The sequence below is a fragment of the Enterobacter cloacae complex sp. P16RS2 genome (assembly GCF_014982155.1).
In the GTDB taxonomy this organism is placed as follows: Bacteria; Pseudomonadota; Gammaproteobacteria; order Enterobacterales; family Enterobacteriaceae; genus Enterobacter; species Enterobacter cloacae_M.
This window is the reverse complement of the sequence record NZ_JADCKW010000009.1, coordinates 158,871-182,021: the sequence shown is the minus strand read 5'-3', so window position 1 is coordinate 182,021 and position 23,151 is coordinate 158,871. Positions and strand designations below refer to the sequence as shown.

At 59.5% G+C, this 23,151-nt stretch carries 19 protein-coding genes and 1 other RNA gene; 14 read left to right on the top strand and 6 right to left on the bottom strand.

Annotated features, from left to right (window positions below; translation table 11 throughout):
• Nucleotides 1–65 precede the first annotated feature (65 nt).
• Nucleotides 66–173, top strand: an RNA gene (rprA, locus tag INF68_RS05885) — antisense sRNA RprA.
• Nucleotides 174–178: 5 nt separating this feature from the next.
• Here the strand turns inward: rprA and INF68_RS05880 are convergent.
• From INF68_RS05880 to ppsA, 3 genes are all read right to left on the bottom strand, one after another.
• Entirely contained in the window at nucleotides 179–2,554 is a 2,376-nt protein-coding gene (locus INF68_RS05880; protein ID WP_126786163.1) for a glycoside hydrolase family 3 N-terminal domain-containing protein, read from the bottom strand.
• 3 nt (nucleotides 2,555–2,557) lie between these two features.
• Nucleotides 2,558–3,958: an MFS transporter gene (locus INF68_RS05875; RefSeq protein ID WP_126786164.1), complete on the bottom strand. Its 1,401-nt coding sequence runs from the start codon at nucleotides 3,956–3,958 to the stop codon at nucleotides 2,558–2,560.
• A 233-nt stretch (nucleotides 3,959–4,191) separates the two neighbouring features.
• Nucleotides 4,192–6,570, bottom strand: a complete 2,379-nt coding sequence (gene ppsA, locus INF68_RS05870; protein ID WP_023311316.1) for a phosphoenolpyruvate synthase — start codon at nucleotides 6,568–6,570, stop codon at nucleotides 4,192–4,194.
• A gap of 335 nt (nucleotides 6,571–6,905) precedes the next feature.
• Here ppsA and INF68_RS05865 point away from each other — a divergent pair, with 335 nt between their 5' ends.
• The 8 genes from INF68_RS05865 to INF68_RS05830 all read left to right on the top strand — a co-directional run bounded on the left by INF68_RS05865 (nucleotide 6,906) and on the right by INF68_RS05830 (nucleotide 15,023).
• Nucleotides 6,906–7,739 (top strand): pyruvate, water dikinase regulatory protein, encoded by an 834-nt coding sequence (locus INF68_RS05865; protein ID WP_023311315.1) that lies wholly within the window; start codon nucleotides 6,906–6,908, stop codon nucleotides 7,737–7,739.
• 152 nt (nucleotides 7,740–7,891) lie between these two features.
• Complete coding sequence (gene aroH / locus INF68_RS05860; RefSeq protein ID WP_126786165.1) at nucleotides 7,892–8,938, top strand: 3-deoxy-7-phosphoheptulonate synthase AroH; 1,047 nt, start codon at nucleotides 7,892–7,894, stop codon at nucleotides 8,936–8,938.
• A gap of 196 nt (nucleotides 8,939–9,134) precedes the next feature.
• Nucleotides 9,135–9,317, top strand: a complete 183-nt coding sequence (hemP, locus tag INF68_RS05855; protein WP_024909414.1) for a hemin uptake protein HemP — start codon at nucleotides 9,135–9,137, stop codon at nucleotides 9,315–9,317.
• A gap of 77 nt (nucleotides 9,318–9,394) precedes the next feature.
• On the top strand, nucleotides 9,395–11,377 hold the full coding sequence (locus INF68_RS05850; protein ID WP_126786166.1) for a TonB-dependent hemoglobin/transferrin/lactoferrin family receptor: 1,983 nt from the start codon (nucleotides 9,395–9,397) through the stop codon (nucleotides 11,375–11,377).
• 35 nt (nucleotides 11,378–11,412) lie between these two features.
• Nucleotides 11,413–12,441, top strand: coding sequence for a hematinate-forming heme oxygenase ChuS (gene chuS, locus INF68_RS05845; protein WP_126786167.1), 1,029 nt, complete (start codon nucleotides 11,413–11,415; stop codon nucleotides 12,439–12,441).
• Nucleotides 12,438–13,259: a hemin ABC transporter substrate-binding protein gene (locus INF68_RS05840; protein WP_126786168.1), complete on the top strand. Its 822-nt coding sequence runs from the start codon at nucleotides 12,438–12,440 to the stop codon at nucleotides 13,257–13,259. The genes chuS and INF68_RS05840 overlap by 4 nt, the downstream gene beginning before the upstream one ends.
• On the top strand, nucleotides 13,259–14,251 hold the full coding sequence (locus tag INF68_RS05835; protein ID WP_126786169.1) for an iron ABC transporter permease: 993 nt from the start codon (nucleotides 13,259–13,261) through the stop codon (nucleotides 14,249–14,251). Before INF68_RS05840 ends, INF68_RS05835 begins: the two co-directional genes overlap by 1 nt.
• The gene (locus INF68_RS05830; RefSeq protein WP_126786170.1) at nucleotides 14,244–15,023 is read left to right on the top strand and encodes a heme ABC transporter ATP-binding protein; all 780 of its coding nucleotides are present in this window, start codon (nucleotides 14,244–14,246) and stop codon (nucleotides 15,021–15,023) included. Before INF68_RS05835 ends, INF68_RS05830 begins: the two co-directional genes overlap by 8 nt.
• Here the strand turns inward: INF68_RS05830 and INF68_RS05825 are convergent.
• Nucleotides 14,990–15,913, bottom strand: coding sequence for a LysR family transcriptional regulator (locus INF68_RS05825; protein WP_045353748.1), 924 nt, complete (start codon nucleotides 15,911–15,913; stop codon nucleotides 14,990–14,992). The two genes, INF68_RS05830 and INF68_RS05825, sit on opposite strands and share 34 nt — an antisense overlap.
• 140 nt (nucleotides 15,914–16,053) lie before the next feature.
• Here INF68_RS05825 and INF68_RS05820 point away from each other — a divergent pair, with 140 nt between their 5' ends.
• Genes INF68_RS05820 through INF68_RS05800 form a run of 5 tightly spaced genes read left to right on the top strand, consistent with a single transcriptional unit; the run spans nucleotide 16,054 to nucleotide 20,828 of the window.
• Complete coding sequence (locus INF68_RS05820) at nucleotides 16,054–16,761, top strand: CoA transferase subunit A (RefSeq protein WP_059445202.1); 708 nt, start codon at nucleotides 16,054–16,056, stop codon at nucleotides 16,759–16,761.
• Between the two features lie 2 nt (nucleotides 16,762–16,763).
• Entirely contained in the window at nucleotides 16,764–17,420 is a 657-nt protein-coding gene (locus INF68_RS05815) for a CoA transferase subunit B (RefSeq protein ID WP_045353744.1), read from the top strand.
• Between the two features lie 9 nt (nucleotides 17,421–17,429).
• Nucleotides 17,430–18,611, top strand: a complete 1,182-nt coding sequence (locus INF68_RS05810; RefSeq protein ID WP_126786172.1) for an acetyl-CoA C-acetyltransferase — start codon at nucleotides 17,430–17,432, stop codon at nucleotides 18,609–18,611.
• 44 nt (nucleotides 18,612–18,655) lie between these two features.
• Nucleotides 18,656–20,047 (top strand): GntP family permease, encoded by a 1,392-nt coding sequence (locus INF68_RS05805; RefSeq protein ID WP_126786173.1) that lies wholly within the window; start codon nucleotides 18,656–18,658, stop codon nucleotides 20,045–20,047.
• 10 nt (nucleotides 20,048–20,057) lie between these two features.
• Nucleotides 20,058–20,828: a 3-hydroxybutyrate dehydrogenase gene (locus INF68_RS05800; protein WP_126786174.1), complete on the top strand. Its 771-nt coding sequence runs from the start codon at nucleotides 20,058–20,060 to the stop codon at nucleotides 20,826–20,828.
• Nucleotides 20,829–20,868: 40 nt separating this feature from the next.
• Here INF68_RS05800 and selO read toward each other — a convergent pair whose 3' ends face one another.
• On the bottom strand, nucleotides 20,869–22,311 hold the full coding sequence (gene selO, locus INF68_RS05795; protein ID WP_126786175.1) for a protein adenylyltransferase SelO: 1,443 nt from the start codon (nucleotides 22,309–22,311) through the stop codon (nucleotides 20,869–20,871).
• Nucleotides 22,312–22,372: 61 nt separating this feature from the next.
• On the bottom strand, nucleotides 22,373–23,089 hold the full coding sequence (locus INF68_RS05790; RefSeq protein WP_032657851.1) for an EAL domain-containing protein: 717 nt from the start codon (nucleotides 23,087–23,089) through the stop codon (nucleotides 22,373–22,375).
• Nucleotides 23,090–23,151: the final 62 nt, after the last annotated feature.

The following is a 23,151-nucleotide window of genomic DNA, read 5'->3' as shown; positions in this document are numbered from 1 at the left end:
ACGTCTCTTTAACTATTGAGACGAATCCGATCGACGCTAAATAACACAATGCCTACTATTAGCACACGGTTATAAATCAACACCTTGATTTATAAGCATGGAAATCCCCTGAGTGAAACAACGAATTGCTGTGTGTAGTCTTTGCCCATCTCCCACGATGGGCTTTTTTTTATCCTGACTACGCGCGTCTGACCTCACAGGTACTGAGCATCCGCCACTCAGCAGGCAGCACCCGCGTTTCTCCTGTCGCATTGACCGTCACCGCCTCGCGGATATCCGCCGACGATGCGCCAACCTGGAGCTCAAACTCGCCCGGCTCAACGATGCGTTTTCCGTCGCGACGGGTGAAGTTGAACATCTCAATCGGCAGCGTAAAGACGAGCGTGGCGGTTTCTCCCGGCGAGAGCGTGACGCGCTGGAAGGCCTTCAGCTCCTGAAGCGGCCGCACCTGGGTGGCGACCTTATCCCTGACGTAAACCTGCACCACCTCGCTGCCGCTGCGCTCCCCGGTATTGGTGATATCGACACTGAGTATCACCTCTCCGTCGACCGGCACGCTGCTTTCGGCGACGCGGGCTGCACCCCAGCTAAACTGCGTCCAGCCGAGGCCGAAGCCAAACGGGTAACGCGAACCGAAATGGAACGCAAACGGCGTACCGCCGCTTTTGAGCTTGTGATTGTAGTAATACGGCATCGCCCCGGCGCTTTTCGGCACGCTCACCACCAGGCGACCCTGCGGCTCCGCCCGCCCCGTCAGCACATCCGCAATCGCCCAGCCCCCTTCCTGTCCCGGCGCCCAGGCCATCATCAGCGCCGCGACCTTATCTTCCAGACCCTGCAGGTTGTATGGACGCCCCCCGGTCATGACCACAATCACCGGTTTACCGGTGGCGACCAGCGCTTCCAGCAGCTGTTGCTGCACGCCCGGCAGGTTCAGGGAATCGGTATCAGAACCTTCCCCCACGGTACCGCTCTGGAACAGCCCGGCGAGATCGCCCACGCAGGCCACCACCACGTCACTCTCCTGCGCGGCGTTCACGGCCTCGGGGATCAGGGCGGTACTTTGCGATACCGGTGACTGCTGCATCGGTTTGCCGCCGCTGTCGCCCGGGAAGACCGGCGCGCCCGCCATCCGTTTTTCGATGATCTGGCACCCTTTGGCATAGCGGACGTTCGATGCACCGAGATACTGCTCCAGCGCCGCGCGCGGGGTCGTGACCTGCGAGGTCTCTTCCACCATATCGCTGATGATCAAATGCACCGGGAAGCTGTAGCCGCTCAGTAACGCCAGCGGATCGTCTGCCGTCGGCCCCACTACCGCGACCCGAGGTTTGCCGCCGAGCGGTAAAATGCCGTTATTTTCCAGCAGCGTGAGCGATTTCGTCGCCACCTCCCGCGCGGCCCGGCGGGTCATATCGTTTTGCAGGTCGATACCGTTTTCATCCGCGTACGGCTTTTCAAACAGGCCAAGGCGGAATTTTTCCGTCAGCGTACGCGCCACGATCTCATCGACCTTCGCCATAGAGATCAGCCCGCGCTCTACCGCTTCCGCCAGATGCCGCGCGCAGTCATCTTTCGGCAGCTCAACGTCCAGCCCGGCGTTGAACGCCAGCGCGGCAGATTCCGCCGCGTCGTGGGAAATCCCGTGGTGCTGGTGCAGCAGGCTGACGCCGCCGTAGTCCGCCACAATAATCCCGTCGAACCCCCACTGCTCGCGCAGGACGGTGGTCAGCAGGAAGCTGTCGCTGTGCCCCGGCTGGTTATCAATATCGTGGTACGCGGGCATAACCGAACCGGCGTTTGCCAGCTTGACAGCCATTTCAAACGGCAGCAGGAAGGTGTCGTTCAGCTCGCTGAACCCCAGGTGGACCGGCGCATGGTTGCGCGCTCCCTCGCTGAACGAGTGCCCCACGTAATGTTTCAGAGTTGCCAGCAGGTCGCGCATATCGCCCTGTAAACCCTTCACGTAGGCGGTCGCCATCACGCCCACCAGCCAGGGATCTTCCCCGAAGGTCTCTTCGGTTCGCCCCCAGCGCACGTCTCGGGACACGTCCAGCACCGGCGCAAGACCCTGCTGGCAGCCGACGGAGCGCGCCTCTTTGCCGATCTGCTCTGCCGCCCGCTGCACCAGCTCCGGATCCCAGGTCGAACCGTAGTTCAATGACGACGGGAACAGGGTGGCGTCTTTACACAGCAGCCCCACCAGACACTCTTCATGGAACAGCGCCGGAATGCCAAGACGCGTCTCTTCCATCATCATGCGCTGCAGGCGATTCGCCGCGCGCACGCCGGTTTTCGCGTCAACGATGTGGGTGCCCAGCGGCCGCGTGATCTGCCCGACGCCCAGCTTCAGCCGTTCGCTGAGCGCAGCCTGCTCGCTCACGCCGGCGAATTCGTCACTCAGATCGCTGCGCTCGCGGTGGTTACCGTTTTCATCGAGGATCAGCCAGTACGCGTGCATCTGGGCGAACTTCTCTTCCGGGGTCATGCGCGCCAGTAAATCGGCGACGCGCTCGTGCACGGGACGTCCCGCGTCCTTATAGATAGTCGTCATGTTTTACTCCTGTAGTGCGGAAGGGGTTGCCGGGCTGAGCTGCCCCGCTTCGGGTCTGACTTCACGCTTGCTGGCCAGCTCCCGGGCGATGGAATCCACCAGCCGGCTGTTTAGCTTGTAGATGGCAAGCAGCGCGACCATGCAGAGGAACAGCGCGCACGGGATAAGGGTGAAAAGCGCGTTGATGGTCGAGAGAACGCCTGGCGCCTGGGTTGCCTGGCCCGGGGCGTAATCCACCATGCCAAGCACCCAGCCGACGACCGCCCCGCCCAGCGCCAGGCCAAACTTGATGGCAAACAGCGCGGTGGAGAAAACCAGCCCGTCCAGACGACGGCCGCTGCGGTGCTCTTCGTAGTCGACCACATCGGAGAACATGGTCCACTGCAGCGGCGTGGTAAGGTTTTGAATAAAGCTAAAGACGATGTTAAGGCCAAAGATTAGCCACACCTGTGAAGGTGGCAGGAAGAAAATCAGCGCGCCGAAGATAACGAAGGAGATAATCGTCCACTGGTAGGCGCGCACGCGGTCAAATTTCCCCAGCAGTCGTTCAGATAATAATGCGCCGCTTAAGGAGGCCACCATGCCGGAAACAATAAAGGCAAAAACCAGATCCGGACGCAGCAGCACATAGTTCACGTAATACATGGTGGCGGAACCGCGCGTCACCACCGCCGTTAACAGCAAAATATTAAACAGGAACACAATACGCCACTGGCTGTTCCCGGCCAGCAGTTTTAAATCGGTGAGCATGGAGCCGGAGGCATCATTGCGTGGAGAATAACGCTCGCGGGTCATCAGGAAACAGCAGAAAAACAGAACGATTCCCAGCAGCCCCATCAGGCTCATGGCATAGAAATAGCCTTTCTGCACGTTGCCCTGGCCTAACAGTGAGACCAGCGGCAGGGCAATCACCGTCACGATCAGCCCGCCGATAAACGACAGGCCAAAGCGCCACGACTGCAGAGAGTGGCGCTCGCGCGGATCCAGCGTCAGCGCGCCGGGCATGGCGCAGTAAGGCACGTTAATCGCTGAGTAAATCAGGCTTAAAATCGCATAGGTTACGCAGGCGTACACGATTTTCGCCGTCGGCCCAACGTCCGGTACATAGAAGGTAATGAGGCAGCTCACGCCAAACGGGATGGCAAACCACAGCAGCCAGGGACGGAAACGTCCGTGACGCGTCCGGGTGCGGTCAACCAGCGCGCCAATGCACGGATCGACAAAGGCATCGACCACGCGCACCACTAAAAACATGGTACCCATAATCGCGGCGGGTAGCCCAAATACGTCTGTATAAAAATAAGCGAGAAATAAGGTTGCCGTTTGCCAGACCAGCGCGCTGGCCATATCGCCTAAGCCATAACCTATTTTATCTTTGGTACGCAATACAGAGGAGAGTGTCATTGTTATTTGCCTTTTTATCAGGTTAAAACGTATTTCAACCAGTTGCGCATCTTCTTAAGGGAAATGCGCAGTAAGGCTCAAGTATTAGCAACGGTTTGCGCGCTAACAATTGTCTAAATTGACAGACAAATTATGATATTTGGTTTTTTACTTTATTTGTGATGGGGAGCAAATAAGAAATGAAATAAAAAAGGCGAGGAATAATATCCTCGCCTTTTCGGGTCAGCGTGGCGTTACTTGTTCAGTTCCGCCAGGCTCAGCCAGGTTTGCACCACGGTGTCCGGGTTCAGGGACAGGCTATCGATCCCCTCTTCCATCAGCCATGCGGCAAAGTCTTCATGGTCGGATGGACCCTGACCGCAGATCCCGACATATTTACCCTGCTTCTTCGCCGCGCGGATGGACATGGAGAGCAGCGCTTTCACCGCCTCGTTGCGCTCGTCGAACAGCTCGGAGACCACGCCGGAGTCGCGGTCCAGACCCAGCGTCAGCTGCGTCATGTCGTTCGAGCCGATAGAGAAGCCGTCGAAGTGCTCAAGGAACTGCTCGGCAAGCAGGGCGTTAGACGGGATTTCGCACATCATGATGATCTTCAGCCCGTTCTCGCCGCGCTTCAGACCCTGACGCGCCAGCTCGTCCACAACGGCTTTCGCCTGATCCACGGTACGCACGAACGGGATCATGATTTCGACGTTGGTCAGTCCCATGTCGTTGCGCACGCGTTTCACCGCTTCACACTCCAGCGCGAAGCAGTCGCGGAAGCTGTCGGACACGTAGCGTCCGGCCCCGCGGAAGCCCAGCATCGGGTTCTCTTCTTCCGGCTCGTAGCGCTCGCCGCCGACCAGGTTGGCGTACTCGTTAGACTTAAAGTCAGACAGACGCACGATCACGCGTTTTGGATAGAAGGCAGCGCCCAGCGTCGCGATCCCTTCGGTCAGACGGCCGACGTAGAACTCTTTCGGCGAGTCGTAGCCTTTCATCATCTCGCGGATTTCGTTCTGCAGCTTCGGATCCTGGTCGTCAAACTCCAGCAGCGCGCGCGGGTGAACGCCGATCATACGGTTGATGATAAATTCCAGACGCGCCAGGCCAACGCCTTCGTTCGGCAGGCAGGCGAAGTCAAACGCGCGGTCCGGGTTGCCGACGTTCATCATGATCTTCAGCGGCAGGTCCGGCATGGTATCCACGCTTGAGCTCTTCACGCTGAAGTCGAGGATATCGGCGTAGACGTAGCCGGTATCGCCTTCGGCACAGGAGACGGTCACGTTCTGCCCGTCCTTCATGCGCTCGGTGGCGTCACCGCAGCCGACAACCGCAGGAATACCCAGCTCGCGGGCAATGATCGCCGCGTGGCAGGTACGACCGCCGCGGTTGGTGACGATAGCCGCCGCTTTCTTCATGATCGGTTCCCAGTCCGGGTCGGTCATGTCGGTTACCAGCACGTCGCCTGGCTCAATACGGTTCATCTCGCTGATGTCGTGGATCACTTTGACCGGACCGGCACCGATGCGGTGACCGATGGCGCGGCCTTCCGCCACGATTTTACCCTGCGCGTGCAGCGTATAACGCTCCATCACCTGACCGCGCGAGCGGACGGTTTCCGGACGCGCCTGCACGATAAACAGCTTGCCGGTGTTACCGTCTTTCGCCCATTCGATGTCCATCGGACGGCCGTAGTGTTTTTCGATCTGCACCGCCTGCTTCGCCAGTTCCTGCACTTCGGCGTCGGTCAGGGAGAAGCGGTCGCGCTGCTCCTGCGGTACATCTTCAATTTTAACCTGCTTGCCATGCTCCTGGGTCGGGGCATAGATCATGCGGATTTTTTTCGAGCCCATGGTGCGGCGCACCACCGCCGGACGGCCAGCGGCCAGCGTTGGCTTGTGGACATAGAATTCGTCAGGGTTTACCGCACCCTGCACCACCATCTCACCCAGACCCCACGCGGAGGTGATAAACACCACCTGGTCGAAGCCGGATTCGGTATCAATGGAGAACATCACGCCGGATGAGCCCACGTCCGAGCGCACCATGCGCTGCACGCCAGCGGAGAGCGCCACGCCGCGATGGTCGTAGCCCTGGTGCACGCGATAGGAGATGGCGCGGTCGTTGAACAGGGAAGCAAACACGTGCTTCACCGCCACCAGCACCGCATCGTAACCCTGGACGTTCAGGAAGGTTTCCTGCTGTCCGGCAAACGAGGCGTCCGGCATATCTTCTGCGGTCGCAGAGGAACGTACGGCAAAGGAGGCCTGCGCATCGTCAGCAGAGAGCTGGTTGTACGCGTCGTGAATGGCTTTTTCCAGTTCCGGCTGGAAAGGTGTGTCGATGATCCACTGGCGGATCTGCGCCCCGGCTTTGGCAAGCTCGGTAACGTCATCAATATCCGTTTTATCCAGCAGGTCGTAAATGCGCTGGTTAACACCGCTCTGGTCTAAAAACAGGTTAAAGGCATCGGCGGTGGTGGCAAACCCGTTCGGTACGGAGACACCCATACCTGACAGATTTGTAATCATTTCACCCAGGGAGGCATTTTTGCCCCCAACTCTGTCTACATCATTCATGCCGAGTTGGTTATACCAAAGCACCAGCGGTGACGAGCCATTGTTGGACATCGAAACAATCCTTTTGTGATATTTGATCGGAGTAAGTAACACCTGACTACGTTTTTATACTGGCATATTTATTTCCGCTAAAAAAACGGTGAATCGTGTAAGCAATTTAAAATTTCAACTTTTCGGATACTTTCCCATCAACGATTAACCCGATGATTCCTCTATATTCAGCCAGAAACCCCAAAAATAAAGTCGCTATTTGAAAAATGAAATCCACTTTTCAGGAAAATCAAAAACAGCGTTTCATTCATAATTAGGATAAGTTCTTTGCTGTGTAATTTACTTTTTTAATTTATGCTTTCAGACAATTAGGTCTGATATTCAGGGTGAGTAAAATGGATAGTGCTGTCGATCGCCACGTTTTTTATATTTCTGATGGTACGGCGATCACCGCCGAGGTGCTGGGCCACGCGGTGATGTCGCAGTTTCCCGTCTCGATTAACAGCATCACGCTGCCGTTTGTCGAAAACGAGAGCCGCGCTAAAGCGGTGAAGGACCAGATTGACGCCATCTACCAGCAGACCGGCGTCCGCCCGCTGGTGTTCTACTCTATCGTGATCCCCGAGATTCGCTCCATCATTCTGCAAAGTGAAGGCTTCTGCCAGGATATCGTACAGGCGCTGGTGGCTCCGCTGCAGAGCGAACTTAAGCTCGACCCAACACCTATCGCCCACCGTACCCACGGGCTGAACCCCGGCAACCTGACCAAGTACGACGCGCGTATCGCCGCTATCGACTACACCCTGGCCCACGACGACGGTATTTCGCTGCGCAATCTCGACCAGGCGCAGGTGATCCTCCTTGGCGTGTCGCGCTGCGGCAAAACCCCGACCAGCCTTTATCTGGCGATGCAGTTTGGCATTCGCGCCGCAAACTACCCGTTTATCGCCGACGACATGGATAACCTGGTGCTGCCCGCCGCCCTTAAGCCGCTGCAGCACAAGCTGTTCGGCCTGACGATCAACCCGGAACGTCTTGCGGCCATCCGCGAGGAGCGCCGCGAGAACAGCCGCTACGCCTCCATGCGCCAGTGCCGGATGGAGGTCTCGGAAGTGGAAGCGCTGTACCGCAAAAACCAGATCCCGTGGCTGAACAGCACCAACTATTCGGTTGAAGAAATTGCCACCAAAATTCTCGACATCATGGGGCTTAATCGCCGCATGTACTAATATGCTAGTACATTAACTCAGATTCAGGTATCATCATCTGCAACCACGGGGCGGTGTCGCCCCGAACTTGAAATCAGCAGGGATTGGTTTAAGGTGATGCCCATCACTTCCCGGTAGTCTGCCGATGAAGCAAAAATTTTCTGAGACATTCCATGAATAAAACCGATGAACTCCGCACTGCGCGTATTGACAGCCTGGTCACGCCGGCTGAACTGGCACAGCGGCATCCCGTTTCCGCCGCCGTCGCGGAACATGTGACGGCCTCCCGCCGCCGCATTGAAAAAATCCTGAACGGTGAAGACAAACGTCTTCTGGTGGTGATTGGGCCTTGCTCCATCCACGATCTGGATGCCGCGATGGATTATGCAAAACGACTTCAGGGACTGCGGGATAAGTACCAGCATCGCCTTGAGATCGTGATGCGCACCTACTTTGAAAAACCGCGCACCGTGGTGGGCTGGAAAGGCCTGATTTCCGACCCTGACCTCAACGGCAGCTATCGCGTGAATCACGGTATCGAGCTGGCGCGCAAGCTGCTTTTACAGGTCAACGAGCTGGGCGTTCCGACGGCGACCGAGTTTCTCGATATGGTGACCGGGCAGTTTATCGCCGATCTGATCAGCTGGGGCGCGATTGGCGCGCGCACCACCGAAAGCCAGATCCACCGTGAGATGGCCTCCGCCCTCTCCTGTCCGGTCGGCTTTAAAAACGGGACCGATGGCAACACTCGTATCGCGGTTGATGCCATCCGCGCTGCCCGTGCCAGCCACATGTTCCTGTCGCCGGATAAGAGCGGTCATATGACCATCTACCAGACCAGCGGTAACCCTTACGGGCATATCATTATGCGCGGCGGGAAGAAACCCAATTACCATGCCCAAGATATTGCGGCGGCCTGCGAAACGCTGGCCGAGTTCGACCTGCCGGAACATCTGGTGGTGGATTTCAGCCACGGCAACTGCCAGAAGCAGCATCGCCGCCAGCTGGACGTCTGCGATGAGATCTGCCAGCAAATCCGCAGCGGCTCGACCGCCGTTGCAGGGATTATGGCTGAGAGCTTTATCAAAGAAGGCACGCAGAAAATCGTTGCCGGGCAGCAGATGGCTTACGGCCAGTCGATCACCGACCCGTGCCTGAGCTGGGAAGACAGCGAGTTGCTGCTGGAGAAACTCGCAGCAGCCGTGGACACACGCTTTTAACATCCTGCCGGGTGGCGCTGCGCTTACCCGGCCACGGTTCTTGCCGTTGTAGGCCCGGTAAGGCGAAGCCGCCACCGGGCTTTTCATTGCACAATATTGATCCTTTCCCCCCTTTTTTCACAAAAACGCTTGCCGTGAATTTGCAGTTTATTGATAATGATTATCATTGTTACATTGATTGTTATTTATAAACATTATGTCACGTACGGATAACAGCGCGGCAACGCCAGCAAAAACAGACACAGCACCAGCCCCTACCGAGCGTCGCATTGACAGCAAAACCCTCCTCGGCGATGAGGGACGGGTCATTATCGAGCATGACGGACAGCGCTATCTTCTGCGCCAGACCCATGCCGGAAAACTGATCCTCACAAAATAAACAACACCTAAAAATACGCCAGCCACCCAGGTGATACCCAGGCAGCCAGCGCTTTTCACTTCTTATGGAGAGTTGCTATGCCACACCTGCCTTCCGCATCTTTACGTCCGTCACTTCTGGCGCTGGCGATTGTTAGCGCCCTGCCGGGCATCGCGTTCGCCGCCACAGACGACATTACCGTCACCGCCACGGGCAACGCCCGCAGCGCCTTTGAAGCGCCCATGATGGTAAGCGTAATTGACGCCAGCGCGCCGGAGAAACAGACCGCCAGCTCGGCGGCCGATCTGCTGCGTAACGTCCCCGGTCTGACGCTGGACGGTACCGGGCGCACCAACGGGCAGGACGTGAACCTGCGCGGCTATGACCGCCGCGGCGTGCTGGTGCTGGTTGACGGCGTGCGCCAGGGGACTGATACCGGCCACCTGAACAGCACCTTCCTCGATCCCGCGCTAATCAGACGTATCGAGGTGGTCCGCGGTCCGTCGGCCCTGCTGTATGGCAGCGGCGCGCTGGGCGGCGTGATTTCCTATGACACCGTCGATGCAACAGATCTGCTGGAGCCGGGTAAAAACAGCGGCTATCGCGTGTTTGGTACGGGGGCGACAGGCGATCGCAGTCTTGGCATGGGGGCCAGCGCCTATGGCCGCACCGACACGCTGGGCGGTCTGGTCTCCTGGTCCAGCCGTGATCGCGGTGACATCCGCCAGAGCGACGGTGCTACCGCGCCTAACGACGAATCCATCAACAACATGCTGGCAAAAGGCAGCTGGAAAATCGACCCGGCCCAGACCCTGAGCGGCTCCCTGCGCTACTACAACAACGCCGCCCAGGAGCCAAAAAATCCGCAAACCACCGGGGCGGACAGCAGTAACCCGATGACCGACCGCTCCACCATCCAGCGCGATGCGCAGGTTGGCTATCACATTGCACCGGAAGGGTACGACTGGCTGGACGCCGACGCGAAGGTCTACTGGTCCGAAGCGCGCATTAATGCCCAGAACGTCGACGGCAGCGGTGAGTTTCGCAAGCAGACGACCAAAGGCGGCAAGGTGGAAAACCGCACCCGTCTGTTCAGCGACACCTTTGCAGCACACCTTCTGACCTACGGCGGGGAGTACTATCGTCAGGAGCAGCATCCGGGCGGGGCAACCACCGGCTTCCCGGACGCGAAAATCGACTTCAGCTCCGGCTGGCTGCAGGATGAGATCACCCTGCGCGATCTGCCTGTTACCCTGCTGGGCGGCACGCGCTATGACAACTACCGCGGCAGCAGCGACGGCTACAACGATGTGGATGCCGATAAGTGGTCCTCCCGCGCCGGATTAACCGTCAGCCCAACCGACTGGCTGATGCTGTTTGGCTCTTACGCGCAGGCCTTCCGCGCGCCGACCATGGGTGAGATGTATAACGACGCCAAACACTTCTCCATTGGCCGCTTCTATACCAACTACTGGGTGCCAAACCCGAACCTGCGCCCGGAAACCAACGAAACGCAGGAGTTTGGTTTTGGCCTGCGCTTTGACGATCTGATGCTTGCCAACGATGCGCTGGAGTTTAAAGCCAGCTATTTCGACACCAAAGCCAAAGACTATATCTCCACCACCGTCGATTTTGCCGCCGCGACCACCATGTCGTACAACGTCCCGAATGCCAAAATCTGGGGTTGGGATATGATGGCAAAATATTCGGCCGATCTCTTCAGCCTCGATCTGGCCTACAACCGCACGCGCGGGAAAGACACCGATACGGGCGAGTACATCTCCAGCATTAACCCGGACACCGTCACCAGCAAGCTGGATATCCCGGTGGCGCAAAGCGGGTTCTCCGTCGGCTGGATCGGTACTTTTGTCGATCGCTCAACGCATATCAGCAGTAGCTACAGCAAGCAGCCGGGCTATGCGGTCAACGATTTCTACGTGAGCTACAAAGGCCAGGAGCGGCTCAAAGGCGTGACCACCACGCTGGTGCTGGGCAACGCCTTTGACAAAGCGTACTGGTCACCTCAGGGCATTCCGCAGGACGGTCGTAACGGCAAGATTTTCGTAAGCTATCAGTGGTAATTCCCTTCGGGGCAACTATTCAGAAGGAAGAGACAATGAATCACTACACGCGCTGGCTTGAGCTAAAAGAAGCCAATCCGGGTAAGTACGCGCGCGACGTCGCGGGGTTAATGAACATCAGTGAAGCAGAGCTGACCTTTGCCCGCGTAGGTCACGACGCCTGGCGACTGCGCGGTGAAATCCGCGAGATCCTGGGCGCGCTGGAGGCGGTGGGCGAAACCAAATGTATCTGCCGCAACGAATACGCCGTACACGAGCAGGTCGGGAGATTTACCAACCAGCACCTGAACGGCCACGCCGAGCTGGTGCTGAACCCGCGCGCGCTGGATCTGCGCCTGTTCCTCAACCAGTGGGCGAGCGCGTTTCACATCAGTGAAGCCACCGCCCGCGGCGAGCGGCAGAGCATTCAGTTCTTCGACCACCAGGGCGATGCCCTGCTGAAGGTCTATGCCACGGATAACACCGACGTTTCCGCCTGGGGCGACGTGCTGACCCGCTTTATCTTTGCCGAGAATCCTCCGCTGGCGTTGAAGATGGCCGATGCCCCGGCTCATGCAGAAAACGCAAATGCTGCTCTCGTGGATAGCGAGTGGCGCGCCATGACCGACGTTCATCAGTTCTTCAGCCTGCTCAAGCGCCATAACCTCAGCCGCCAGCAGGCGTTTCGCCTGGTGGGTGACGATCTGGCCTGCCGGGTAGAAAACACCGCGCTGGCGCAGCTCCTGGAGACGGCGCGTCGGGACGGTAACGAAATCATGGTCTTCGTCGGCAACCGCGGCTGCGTGCAGATCTTCACCGGCGCGGTGGAAAAGCTGGTGCCGATGAAAGGCTGGCTGAACGTCTTTAACCCAACCTTTACCCTGCATCTGCTTGAAGGATCCATTGCGGAAACGTGGATCACGCGCAAGCCGACGGCTGACGGGCATGTCACCAGCCTGGAGCTGTTTGCCGCCGATGGAACGCAAATCGCCCAGCTGTACGGCCAGCGTACGGAAGGCGAACCGGAGCAGAGCCAGTGGCGCAGCCAGATTGACGCCTTAACGGCGAAAGGGCTGGCCGCATGAAACGGTGGCTTGCCCTGCTCAGCGCCCTGCCCCTGCTGGCGCTTGCTGCGCCGCAGGAGAAAATTGTTACCCTCGGCGGCGACGTCACCGAGATTGTCTACGCTCTCGGCGCGGCGTCCTCGCTGGTGGCCCGCGACAGCACCAGCCAGTGGCCGCAGGCGGCGAATTCACTGCCTGACGTGGGCTATCTGCGCCAGCTCAATGCGGAAGGGATCTTGTCCATGCGCCCCACGCTGGTGCTGGCCAGCGCTCAGGCGCAGCCGTCTCTGGCGCTAAAGCAGGTTGAGCAAAGCCACGTCAGGGTGATCGCTGTTCCTGCCGGTAACGACCTGAACGTCATTGACGAAAAGGTGCGGATCGTCGCTGAAGCGACGCACCGCGAGGCCGAGGGGGAGGTCCTGCGCAGCACCCTGCGCCAGGCGCTGTCGGCGCTTCCCGCGTCGCCGCTCAATAAGCGGGTGCTGTTTATTCTCAACCACGGCGGGATGACCGCCATGGCCGCCGGACAACAGACCGGCGCGGATGCTGCCATTCGTGCGGCGGGGCTGCAGAACGCGATGCAGGGGTTTACCCGCTATCAGCCGCTGTCTCAGGAAGGCACGATCGCCAGCCGACCCGATCTGGTGGTGATTTCTCAGGACGGTCTCAACGCCCTGGGCGGTGAAGCAAATCTGTGGACGCTGCCCGGCCTGGCGCAAACCCCGGCGGGACGGAACAAGCAGGTGCTGGCGATTGACGATATGGCGCTGCTGGGCTTCAGCGTGCGAACGCCGGAAGCCATCCAGCAGCTGCGTGCCAAAGCGGAGCTGCTGCCCTGATGTCCCGGCGGATCGCCTTATCGTTATGGATGCTGACCGCGATCCTGACCATCATGACGCTCGCAGCGACCGGGGTTGGGGCATTACGCCTGCCGATCAGCCTGCTGTGGAACGGCACCGACGAGGCGCTGCGTCAAATCTGGCTGACGATCCGCCTGCCTCGCGTGCTGCTGGCGCTGGCTATCGGCGGTTCACTGGCGCTGGCGGGCTGCGTGATGCAGGGGCTGTTTCGAAATCCGCTGGCGGATCCGGGACTACTCGGCATCAGCAGCGGCGCGGCGCTCGCCGTTGCGCTGTGGGTGGTTCTTCCGCTCTCGCTGCCTGCACTGGTGATGCTGTATGCCCCGATGCTGGCGGCGTTTCTCGGCGCGCTGGCCGCCACCTTCGTGATTTTCCTGCTCAGCCGACAGCGTGACGCTTCCCTGTCGCGCCTGCTGCTGGTGGGAATTGCCATCAACGCCCTGTGCGGCGCGGCCGTCGGGGTGCTGTCATGGCTCAGCAATGATGCCCAGCTTCGCCAGCTTTCGCTCTGGGGAATGGGCAGCCTCGGCCAGGCGCAGTGGTCAACGCTGCTGGCCGTCGCGTCGCTGATGGTTCCCACCGCGCTCGCGATCTGGCGTCTGGCAGGCGCCCTCAACCTTCTCCAGCTGGGCGACGAAGAGGCACATTACCTCGGCGTGGAGGTTGCCGCCGTGCAGCGGATCCTGCTGTTGTGCAGCGCCCTGCTGGTGGCCGCCGCCGTTGCGGTCAGCGGCGTGATCGGCTTTGTCGGCCTGGTGGTGCCGCACCTGGTGCGCATGTGGCTGGGAGCCGACCACCGGGCCGTGCTCCCCGGCTCGGTGCTGGCCGGCGCGTTGCTCCTGCTGGTTGCCGATACGCTGGCGCGCAGCCTGGTCGCCCCGGCGGAAATGCCGGTCGGCTTACTGACCAGCCTTCTCGGCGCGCCGTGGTTTCTGTGGCTTATCTTTCGTCGCGGAGGTGCGCATGGCTGAACGCTATTGTGCTGAAAACCTTGTTTTTCGCGCCGGGCAACGCACGCTGATTAACGACGTGTCGCTGACCTTATCTCAGGGCGAGCTGGTGGCGCTGATTGGCCCCAACGGCGCCGGGAAATCAACGCTGTTGCGGCTGCTGACCGGCTACCTTAAACCTACGGGCGGACGGTGCAGCCTGGCGAGCACACCGCTTGCGGTCTGGCAGCCGCACAGGCTCTCCCGCTACCGGGCGGTAATGCGCCAGAACACGCAGCTCGGATTTGACTGGCCGGTTGAGGCGGTCGTCGGTATGGGGCGAGCGCCCTGGACCCGCACGCCCGAAGCGTCGGTTATTGAGGAGGTCATGGACGTCACCGGCTGTTTACCGCTGGCGGGCAGGCAGTTTGCCGCGCTCTCCGGCGGCGAGCAGCAGCGCGTTCAGCTCGCCCGCGCGCTGGCTCAGCTCTGGTGCGAAGGCGCGCCGCGCGGCTGGCTGTTCCTTGATGAACCGACGTCTGCGCTGGATCTCTACCACCAGCAACATCTGCTGCGCCTGCTGAAATCCCTGACCCGTCGGGGTCATCTGCACGTGTGCGCGGTGCTGCACGACCTTAATCTGGCGGCGCTATGGGCGGACCGCATCCTGCTGCTGCATGGCGGCAGAATCGTGTCCCAGGGAGCACCGGAAGCCGTTTTGCAGGCCGACGCGCTGGCACGCTGGTACGGCGCGCAGGTTATCGTCGGCAGGCATCCGGCTCACGCCGCGCCGCAGGTGTTTCTTGCCCCCTGATTGGGCTGGTAAAAATCCTTCAGCGTTTCCAGCAGGGCATGCGCCGCCTTAGAGAGCTGCGTATGCCCTGGATGGATCGCCCCGATGCACTTTTCAATAGGCGGGTTATCCAGCGGGATACAGACCGCGCCCAGCGCCGTCATCTGCGCCTCGCAGAGCGCCGGGACGGCACTGCCGCCCAGCCCGCTCGCGACCATTCGCCCGACCGTCACCAGCTGATGACTCTCCAGCGCCACGTCCAGCTTTCTGCCGCTTCGCGCTAACTCCTCCTCCATCATCAGACGTACCGCCGACGGGCGCTGCAGGGTGATGAAATCCAGCGTCAGCAGATCTTCCCATGACAGGCGCTTCTTGCCTGCCAGCGAGGAATCTTTCGGCACAATGGCAACAAACCTGTCGAGGCCCAGCGGAGTAAACAGCAGGTTGTGCGTTGGCGCGGGCTCAAAGGCGATGCCCATCTCGACCCGCCCTTCCCGCACCATCTCTATCACCTGCTCGTTAATGACATCATGCACGGTGACGTTGATCCCGGCATGACGATCGCGAAACGCTTTTAGCACCTCGGGCAGGACATTCGCGGCAAACGACGGCATGGCCGCGACCGAGATTTTACCGCGCTGCAGGGTAAAGCACTGGTGCATCGCCTCTTCGACGTTATCCCAGTCGGCAAGCAGCTGGCGCGCCATCGGCAAAAACGTCTCTCCCTCCTGCGTCAGCGCGACCTTGCGCGTGCTCCGCTGCAGCAGCGGCCCGCCGAGCGCATCCTCCAGCGCTTTAATCGTCAGGCTCAGGGCCGGCTGGGAAAGATTTAAGCGTTCGCTGGCGTGCGCGAAATTGAGAGTGTGAGCTACCGCTAAAAACGCGCGTAACTGTTTGACACTCATTCTCATTTTTCATCCTGTTAACCAATTGAAAAGAATTAGTTAACAGGAAATTAATAAGAAAACCAAATGAGTGGGTCACAAATTCAAAATTAACAAATGAGTCGCCGCCCCTAATGATACCGGCACGGTTAACGGGAGGGATGACTATGGCAGGACTGGATAAGCGTGTCGGCAGCTATGCGCAGGCGCTGGACGGGCTGACGGACGGAATGACCTTGCTGGCGGGCGGCTTCGGCCTGTGCGGGATTCCGGAGAACCTGATTGCAGAGGTCAGACGCCGTCGGGTGAAAGATCTGACGGTGGTATCAAACAACTGCGGCGTGGACGGTTTCGGTCTCGGGATACTGCTCGAAACGCGGCAGGTTCGCAAAGTGGTGGCCTCTTACGTCGGCGAGAACGCCCTGTTCGAGCGGCAGGTGCTGAGCGGCGAACTGGAGATTGAACTCACGCCGCAGGGCACGCTGGCGGAAAAGGTGCGCGCGGGCGGCGCGGGCATTCCGGCATTTTACACGGCCACCGGCTACGGCACGCCCGTGGCTGTCGGCAAAGACGTGCGCCAGTTTGCGGGAAAGCACTACATCCTCGAGGAGGCGATTACCGGTGATTTCGCGCTCATTAAGGGTTGGAAAGCGGACTGGTACGGCAACGTTGTCTATCGCCATACCGCGCAAAATTTCAATCCGCTGATGGCAACGGCGGGCCGGATAACGGTCGTCGAGGTGGAAGAGATAGTTCCCCCGGGTGAGCTGCCCCCGTCGGCCATTCATACCCCGGGAATTTACGTCGACAGGCTGATTGTCGGCCAGTTTGAAAAACGCATTGAACAGCGCACCCTGCGCGCGGAAGGAGTCTGACGATGTTAACCCGTGAACAGATGGCCATGCGCGTCGCCCGCGAGCTGCGCGACGGGTATTACGTCAACCTGGGGATCGGCATCCCTACTCTGGTGGCGAACTACATTCCGGACGGGATGGACGTGATGCTTCAGTCCGAAAACGGGCTGCTGGGGATGGGGGCTTTTCCTGACGAGCGGAGCCTTGACGCCGACATGATCAACGCCGGTAAACAGACCGTAACCGCGCGCACCGGCGCGGCCATTTTCGACTCGGCCCAGTCGTTTGCCATGATCCGCGGCGGTCATGTGGATCTGACCGTGCTGGGCGCGTTTGAAGTGGACGTCGAGGGCAATATCGCCTCGTGGATGATCCCCGGAAAGATGGTGAAGGGCATGGGCGGCGCGATGGATCTCGTCGCCGGGGCGCGGAACATCATTGTGGTGATGACCCACGCGTCTAAAAGCGGTGAATCAAAGCTGCTGCCGCGCTGCACGCTGCCGCTCACGGGCGCGGGCTGTATCCGTCGGGTCTTAACCGACCTCGCACTACTGGAGATCGAGGACGGCGCGTTCATCCTGCGGGAATACGCCCCCGGCGTCAGCATCGACGAAATTGCGGCTAAGACGGCCGGGAAAATGATTGTGGCGGACGACGTTCGCGAGATGCGCTTCAACTGAGGACTCACGATGAAAGAGGTCATGATTGTCGGGGCAACGCGAACCCCCATTGGCAGTTTTCGCGGATCGCTCGCCCCCCTCTCTGCGGCTGATCTGGGTGCCGTCGCGGTACGTCGTCTGCTTGAAAAAAGCGGTCTTCCTGCTGAAGCGGTCGATGAGGTGATTTTCGGACAGGTGCTGACGGCGGGATGCGGGCAAAACCCGGCGCGTCAGACGGCCATCAACGCCGGATTACCCGTCAGCACGCCGGCGACAACGGTCAATCTGGTGTGCGGCGCGGGCCTAAAAGCGGTGCAGCTCGCCGCGCAGGCGATCCGCTGCGGCGACGCGGACGTGGCTATCGCTGGCGGTCAGGAGAGCATGAGCAACGCCCCCTATCTGCTGGACGGCGCGCGTTCAGGGCTGCGTTTTGGCCATACGGGCCTTCAGGACAGCATGATTACCGACGGCCTGTGGGACGCGTTCCACGATTACCACATGGGGATCACCGCTGAAAACGTCGCACGGGAGAATGCCATTTCCCGCGAGCAGCAGGACGCCTTCGCCGCCCGGTCGCAGCACAAAGCGGCCTTTGCCATCGAAGCGGGTCGGTTTGACGCCGAGATAGCGCCGGTGACGGTAAAACAGGGCAAAAAACCGCCGCTTATCGTCAGCCGTGACGAACAGCCCCGGCCTGGCACCACCGCTGAGCAGCTGGCGCAGCTGCGCCCCGCCTTTCTGCAGGCGGAAGGCACGGTCACGGCCGGAAATGCGTCAACGCTCAACGACGGTGCCGCCGCGGTGCTGCTGATGAGCGGCGAAAAGGCGCGGGAGAGCGGTTTGCCGATCCTCGGTCGCATCGTGAGCTACGCCGTGACGGGCGTTGACCCGTCGGTGATGGGCATCGGACCGGTCAGCGCCTGCCGGACGGCGCTGGCGCGGGCGGGCTGGACGCTCGATGACGTGGACCTCATTGAAGCCAATGAAGCCTTTGCCGCCCAGGCGCTGGCGGTGGGCAAGCAGCTCGGCTGGGATGAGCGTAGGGTGAACGTTAACGGCGGCGCCATCGCCCTGGGTCATCCGATTGGCGCCTCCGGCTGCCGCATCCTCGTGACGCTGCTGTACGAAATGCAGCGCCGTGACGTCAAAAAAGGGCTCGTCACCCTGTGCGTGGGCGGCGGGCAAGGCATTGCTCTGACCGTCGAGCGTTAAGCATCTCGTTGATACCCGAATAATAATTAAAGTGAGGAGTCGTAATGAGTGTGTTAATTGCCCTGGCGGCGCTGGCGCTGCTGATGCTGGCGGCCTATCGCGGATACAGCGTTATTTTGTTTGCGCCGATTGCGGCGCTCGGCGCCGTGCTGCTGACCGATCCGGGTGCCGTCGGCCCGACGTTTACCGGTCTGTTTATGGAAAAGATGGTCGGCTTTGTTAAGCTCTACTTCCCGGTGTTCCTGCTGGGGGCCGTTTTCGGCAAGCTGATTGAGCTTTCCGGTTTCTCACGCTCCATCGTCGCCGCCGCGATTCAGATCCTCGGTCGTCGCCACGCTATTCCGGTGATCGTCCTGGTGTGCGCGCTGTTAACCTACGGCGGCGTGTCGCTGTTCGTGGTGGCGTTTGCGGTTTACCCTTTTGCCGCGGAGCTGTTCCGCCAGAGCAGCATCCCTAAGCGGCTGATCCCGGCCACCGTGGCGCTGGGGGCGTTTTCGTTTACCATGGACGCCCTGCCCGGCACGCCGCAGATCCAGAATATCATCCCCACCAGCTTCTTTGGCACGAACGCCTGGGCAGCGCCGTGGCTGGGGCTTATCGGCTCTCTCTTTATTATCATCTTTGGCCTGCTCTGGCTGGAGCGCCAGCGTCGTAAGGCGTTCAATAACAACGAGGGCTACGGCACGGATCTGAAAAATGAACCCGAGACGCCGGATAACATTAACCTTCCGCACCCGCTGATTGCTATCTCCCCGCTGCTTGTGGTGGGCATACTGAACCTGATGTTTACCCGCTGGATCCCCGGCTGGTACGGCACGACCCACGAGCTGACTCTGCCAGGCCTGGCGAAACCCATTGTGACCGAGGTGGGCAAGATCACCGCCATCTGGGCCGTCGAGGCGGCGCTGATCTCCGGCATCGTGCTGGTGCTGATTTTTGGCTTTCGCAATATCCGGGGGCGTCTGGCTGAAGGCAGCCGGACCGCGGTGAGCGGTGCCATTCTGGCGGCGATGAATACCGCCTCGGAATACGGTTTCGGCGCAGTTATCGCCGCCCTGCCCGGGTTCCTGGTGTTATCCAAAGCGCTGGCGGCTATCCCGAATCCGCTGCTGAATGAAGCCATCAGCGTGACGGTGCTTGCGGGGATCACCGGCTCGGCGTCCGGCGGGATGAGTATTGCCCTCGCCGCCATGTCCGACTCGTTTGTCGCCGCCGCCCACGCCGCCAATATCCCTCTTGAGGTGCTGCACCGCGTGGCCTCGATGGCGAGCGGCGGGATGGATACGCTGCCCCATAACGGCGCGGTGATTACCCTGCTGGCGATTACCGGCCTGAGCCATCGTCAGGCCTACGGCGGCATTTTCGCTATCACCCTCATTAAAAGTCTGGCAGTGCTTTTTGTCATTGCCGTGTTCTATCTGACCGGCATTGTGTAAGGAGAGAAAGATGAATCTGAACGGTAAGAACGCGCTGGTGACGGGCTCGACCAGCGGCATTGGACTTGGGATCGCCCGCGTGCTGGCGAAGGCCGGGGCGCAGCTGATCCTCAACGGTTTCGGCGACAGCGAATCAGCAAGAGAAGAGATTGCGCAGCTGGGCAAAAAGCCGGGCTATCACGATGCGGACCTGCGTGACGTGCTGCAAATTGAAGCCATGATGCGCTACGCCGAATCGCAGTTTGGCGGCGTGGACATTCTTGTCAACAACGCCGGGATACAGCACGTGGCGCCGGTTGATGCGTTTCCGGTGGAGAAATGGAACGACATTATCGCCATTAATCTCTCGTCGGTGTTTCACACCAGCCGGCTGGCGCTGCCCGCCATGCGCGAGAAAAACTGGGGGCGCATCATTAATATCGCCTCCGTTCACGGGCTGGTCGCGTCAAAAGAGAAGTCAGCCTACGTGGCCGCCAAGCATGGCGTAGTGGGCTTTACGAAATCGCTGGCGCTGGAAACCGCGCGCACCGGTATTACCGCCAACACCATCTGCCCCGGCTGGGTACTGACGCCGCTGGTGCAACAGCAAATCGACAAACGTATCGCTGAGGGCGTGCCGCCGGAGCAGGCTCGCGATCGGCTTCTGGCAGAGAAACAGCCTTCGGGCGAGTTTGTCACTCCGGAGCATCTGGGTGAACTGGCGCTGTTTTTGTGCAGCGATGGCGCCGTGAACGTTCGTGGCGCCGCGTGGAATATGGATGGCGGCTGGGTTGCGCAGTAATTTTTGCCGGGTAAAGCGACGCGGCCACCCGGCAAAATCTCTAACTTGAGCAGCTGACCTCCAGCCGCTTGCCCCAGTCAGGCGGGCGGCTGACGTAGTCATCATCCCGGTCGGCAAACGGCGTGCGCAGCGCCACATGCAGGCGGTGTAGCTCGTCGTATTCACCCTGCTCTGCCTGTTCAATCGCCCGCTGCGCCAGCCAGTTGCGCAACACCATTGCGGGGTTCGTCGCGTTCATCTGCGTCTGGCGAGTCGCGTCATCCACATGTTCCTGCCGCAGCCGCGCGCGGTACGATGCAAACCAGTCGTCAAACGCCTGTCTGTCAATAAACTCATCGCGCAGCGGCGAGGCGGCGCTGTGCTGCTCCGTCTGTCCTAGCATCCGGAAGGTGCGCGTGTAATCGCTGCCCTCGCGCGCCATGAGGGCAAACAGGCTATTGAGGATGTCGTTATCGCCCCTCTCCTGCGTCATCAGCCCCAGCTTGTTGCGCATCAGCGAGCCGTATTCTCGCAGCAATATATCCTGATAGCTGTCGAGCGCATCATTGAGGGCATCTACGTCGATGAACGGCGACAGGGTTTGCGCAAGCCGCTGAAGGTTCCAGAGGCCAACCGCTGGCTGATTATCAAAGCTGTAACGTCCCTGATAGTCGGAGTGGTTGCAGATATAGCCAGGCTGATAATCGTCCAGGAAACCAAACGGACCGTAATCAAAGGTCAGCCCGAGGATCGACATGTTGTCCGTATTCATGACGCCATGGGCAAAGCCCACCGTTTGCCAGCGGGCAATCAGGCTTGCGGTACGGGCAACCACATCCCTGAACCAGAGAACGTATTTGTCCGCTTCGTCCTGCAAATGCGCCCAGTGGTGACGAATGGCAAAGTCTGCCAGCTGGCGCACCTTTTCCGGCTCGCGGCGATAGTAAAAGTGCTCAAAATGGCCAAAGCGCAAATGGCTTTGCGCAATACGCATCAGCATTGCCCCTTTTTCCACCGTTTCGCGCGCTACCGGCGTATCGCTGGTCACGATCGACAGCGCTCGGGTAGTGGGGATCCCCAGGGCATGCATCGCTTCGGACGCCAGGCACTCGCGAATCGTTGAACGCAGCACCGCGCGCCCGTCGCCCATTCGCGAATAGGGAGTAAGGCCCGCGCCTTTCAGGTGCCAGTCAACCGTCTCCCCGTTGGGAAGCCGTTGTTCGCCGAGTAGGATCCCCCTGCCGTCGCCCAGCTGCCCCGCCCAGACGCCAAACTGATGTCCGCTATAAACCTGGGCCAGAGGCTGCATACCGGCGAGAAGCGTTTCACCGCCCCAGACGCCTGCGCCTTCTGAAGGCTGAAACAGCTCAGGCGGAATGGCCAGCTCTTCTGCCAGCAAATCGTTATGCCAGATAAGGCGTGAATTTTGTAACGGTGTTGGTTTGAGTGCGGTGTAAAAGCCAGGCAACTCGTCATGCCAGTGAGCAGTAAAAGACAGGGTCATAAGTCCTCCTGCTTTTAGTGTAGAGGGTTTACCCGGACTTAAACACGGGCGAAAGCAAGGGTTATCGCTGCTGAACCAGCGATGTAACGTGCTCCGCAGAGACGGCTGGCCAGAGTGCGCCCTGCATGGCGCCAAAATTGAAGGATAAAACGCGTTGCAACAGGCCGTGGTCGTCAATGCCCGAGACGATCACTGACTGGCAGTGCGGTGTGATTTGCCAGAGGATGGCGCGCATAAAAGGCTCAAAAGAGAGCTCCGGTGCGCGCTGCTGAATGAATCCTTTATCGAGGATAACCCGTTTAAATAATCCATCATAGACCGCTTTGAGCGAGGCGGCGCCTGCGCCAAAGTTTGCCAGCACCAACGGGAAATGGATTGCCATTCTCGCCAGCTGCAGATCGTCCTTGCCGTTATTTAAACCTGGATAATTCTCATTAACAGTAAACTCAAGAAACGGATAACGCTCAAGAATTGAAACAGCGTTTCCATTACTTAATAAAAATTCAACTATTGCAGGTGTAATATTGATCCATGCAATTAACTGATGCTGAATAAAAAACAGTTTACAGGTATCAAGCAATTGCAATTTTTCGTTAAACAGCACTAACTCTTCAGCTGCTGAAAGCCGAGGGATAACGAGCTCAGTGGGGATCCGCACATCGCTGCCGACGCCAGTAAAGTTAACCAGAACCTCTAAACCTTTAAGCTCCCCTGCGCTATTACGAGCGGGCAGAAGCAGCAGTTCAGACTGGTAAGCATTATCTAGCGTAATAATCATTGCACTCGCTCCACATTAAAGATGAGAGAGGACATCCTGGAGCAATTGCCGACACAATTCCA

What these genes read in the sequence shown, in the direction of transcription:
- INF68_RS05880 (WP_126786163.1), bottom strand. Translation starts at nt 2,554, where the DNA reads ATGACGACTATCTATAAGGACGCGGGACGTCCCGTGCACGAGCGCGTC.
- INF68_RS05875 (WP_126786164.1), bottom strand. Translation starts at nt 3,958, where the DNA reads ATGACACTCTCCTCTGTATTGCGTACCAAAGATAAAATAGGTTATGGC.
- ppsA (WP_023311316.1), bottom strand. Translation starts at nt 6,570, where the DNA reads ATGTCCAACAATGGCTCGTCACCGCTGGTGCTTTGGTATAACCAACTC.
- INF68_RS05865 (WP_023311315.1), top strand. Translation starts at nt 6,906, where the DNA reads ATGGATAGTGCTGTCGATCGCCACGTTTTTTATATTTCTGATGGTACG.
- aroH (WP_126786165.1), top strand. Translation starts at nt 7,892, where the DNA reads ATGAATAAAACCGATGAACTCCGCACTGCGCGTATTGACAGCCTGGTC.
- hemP (WP_024909414.1), top strand. Translation starts at nt 9,135, where the DNA reads ATGTCACGTACGGATAACAGCGCGGCAACGCCAGCAAAAACAGACACA.
- INF68_RS05850 (WP_126786166.1), top strand. Translation starts at nt 9,395, where the DNA reads ATGCCACACCTGCCTTCCGCATCTTTACGTCCGTCACTTCTGGCGCTG.
- chuS (WP_126786167.1), top strand. Translation starts at nt 11,413, where the DNA reads ATGAATCACTACACGCGCTGGCTTGAGCTAAAAGAAGCCAATCCGGGT.
- INF68_RS05840 (WP_126786168.1), top strand. Translation starts at nt 12,438, where the DNA reads ATGAAACGGTGGCTTGCCCTGCTCAGCGCCCTGCCCCTGCTGGCGCTT.
- INF68_RS05835 (WP_126786169.1), top strand. Translation starts at nt 13,259, where the DNA reads ATGTCCCGGCGGATCGCCTTATCGTTATGGATGCTGACCGCGATCCTG.
- INF68_RS05830 (WP_126786170.1), top strand. Translation starts at nt 14,244, where the DNA reads ATGGCTGAACGCTATTGTGCTGAAAACCTTGTTTTTCGCGCCGGGCAA.
- INF68_RS05825 (WP_045353748.1), bottom strand. Translation starts at nt 15,913, where the DNA reads ATGAGAATGAGTGTCAAACAGTTACGCGCGTTTTTAGCGGTAGCTCAC.
- INF68_RS05820 (WP_059445202.1), top strand. Translation starts at nt 16,054, where the DNA reads ATGGCAGGACTGGATAAGCGTGTCGGCAGCTATGCGCAGGCGCTGGAC.
- INF68_RS05815 (WP_045353744.1), top strand. Translation starts at nt 16,764, where the DNA reads ATGTTAACCCGTGAACAGATGGCCATGCGCGTCGCCCGCGAGCTGCGC.
- INF68_RS05810 (WP_126786172.1), top strand. Translation starts at nt 17,430, where the DNA reads ATGAAAGAGGTCATGATTGTCGGGGCAACGCGAACCCCCATTGGCAGT.
- INF68_RS05805 (WP_126786173.1), top strand. Translation starts at nt 18,656, where the DNA reads ATGAGTGTGTTAATTGCCCTGGCGGCGCTGGCGCTGCTGATGCTGGCG.
- INF68_RS05800 (WP_126786174.1), top strand. Translation starts at nt 20,058, where the DNA reads ATGAATCTGAACGGTAAGAACGCGCTGGTGACGGGCTCGACCAGCGGC.
- selO (WP_126786175.1), bottom strand. Translation starts at nt 22,311, where the DNA reads ATGACCCTGTCTTTTACTGCTCACTGGCATGACGAGTTGCCTGGCTTT.
- INF68_RS05790 (WP_032657851.1), bottom strand. Translation starts at nt 23,089, where the DNA reads ATGATTATTACGCTAGATAATGCTTACCAGTCTGAACTGCTGCTTCTG.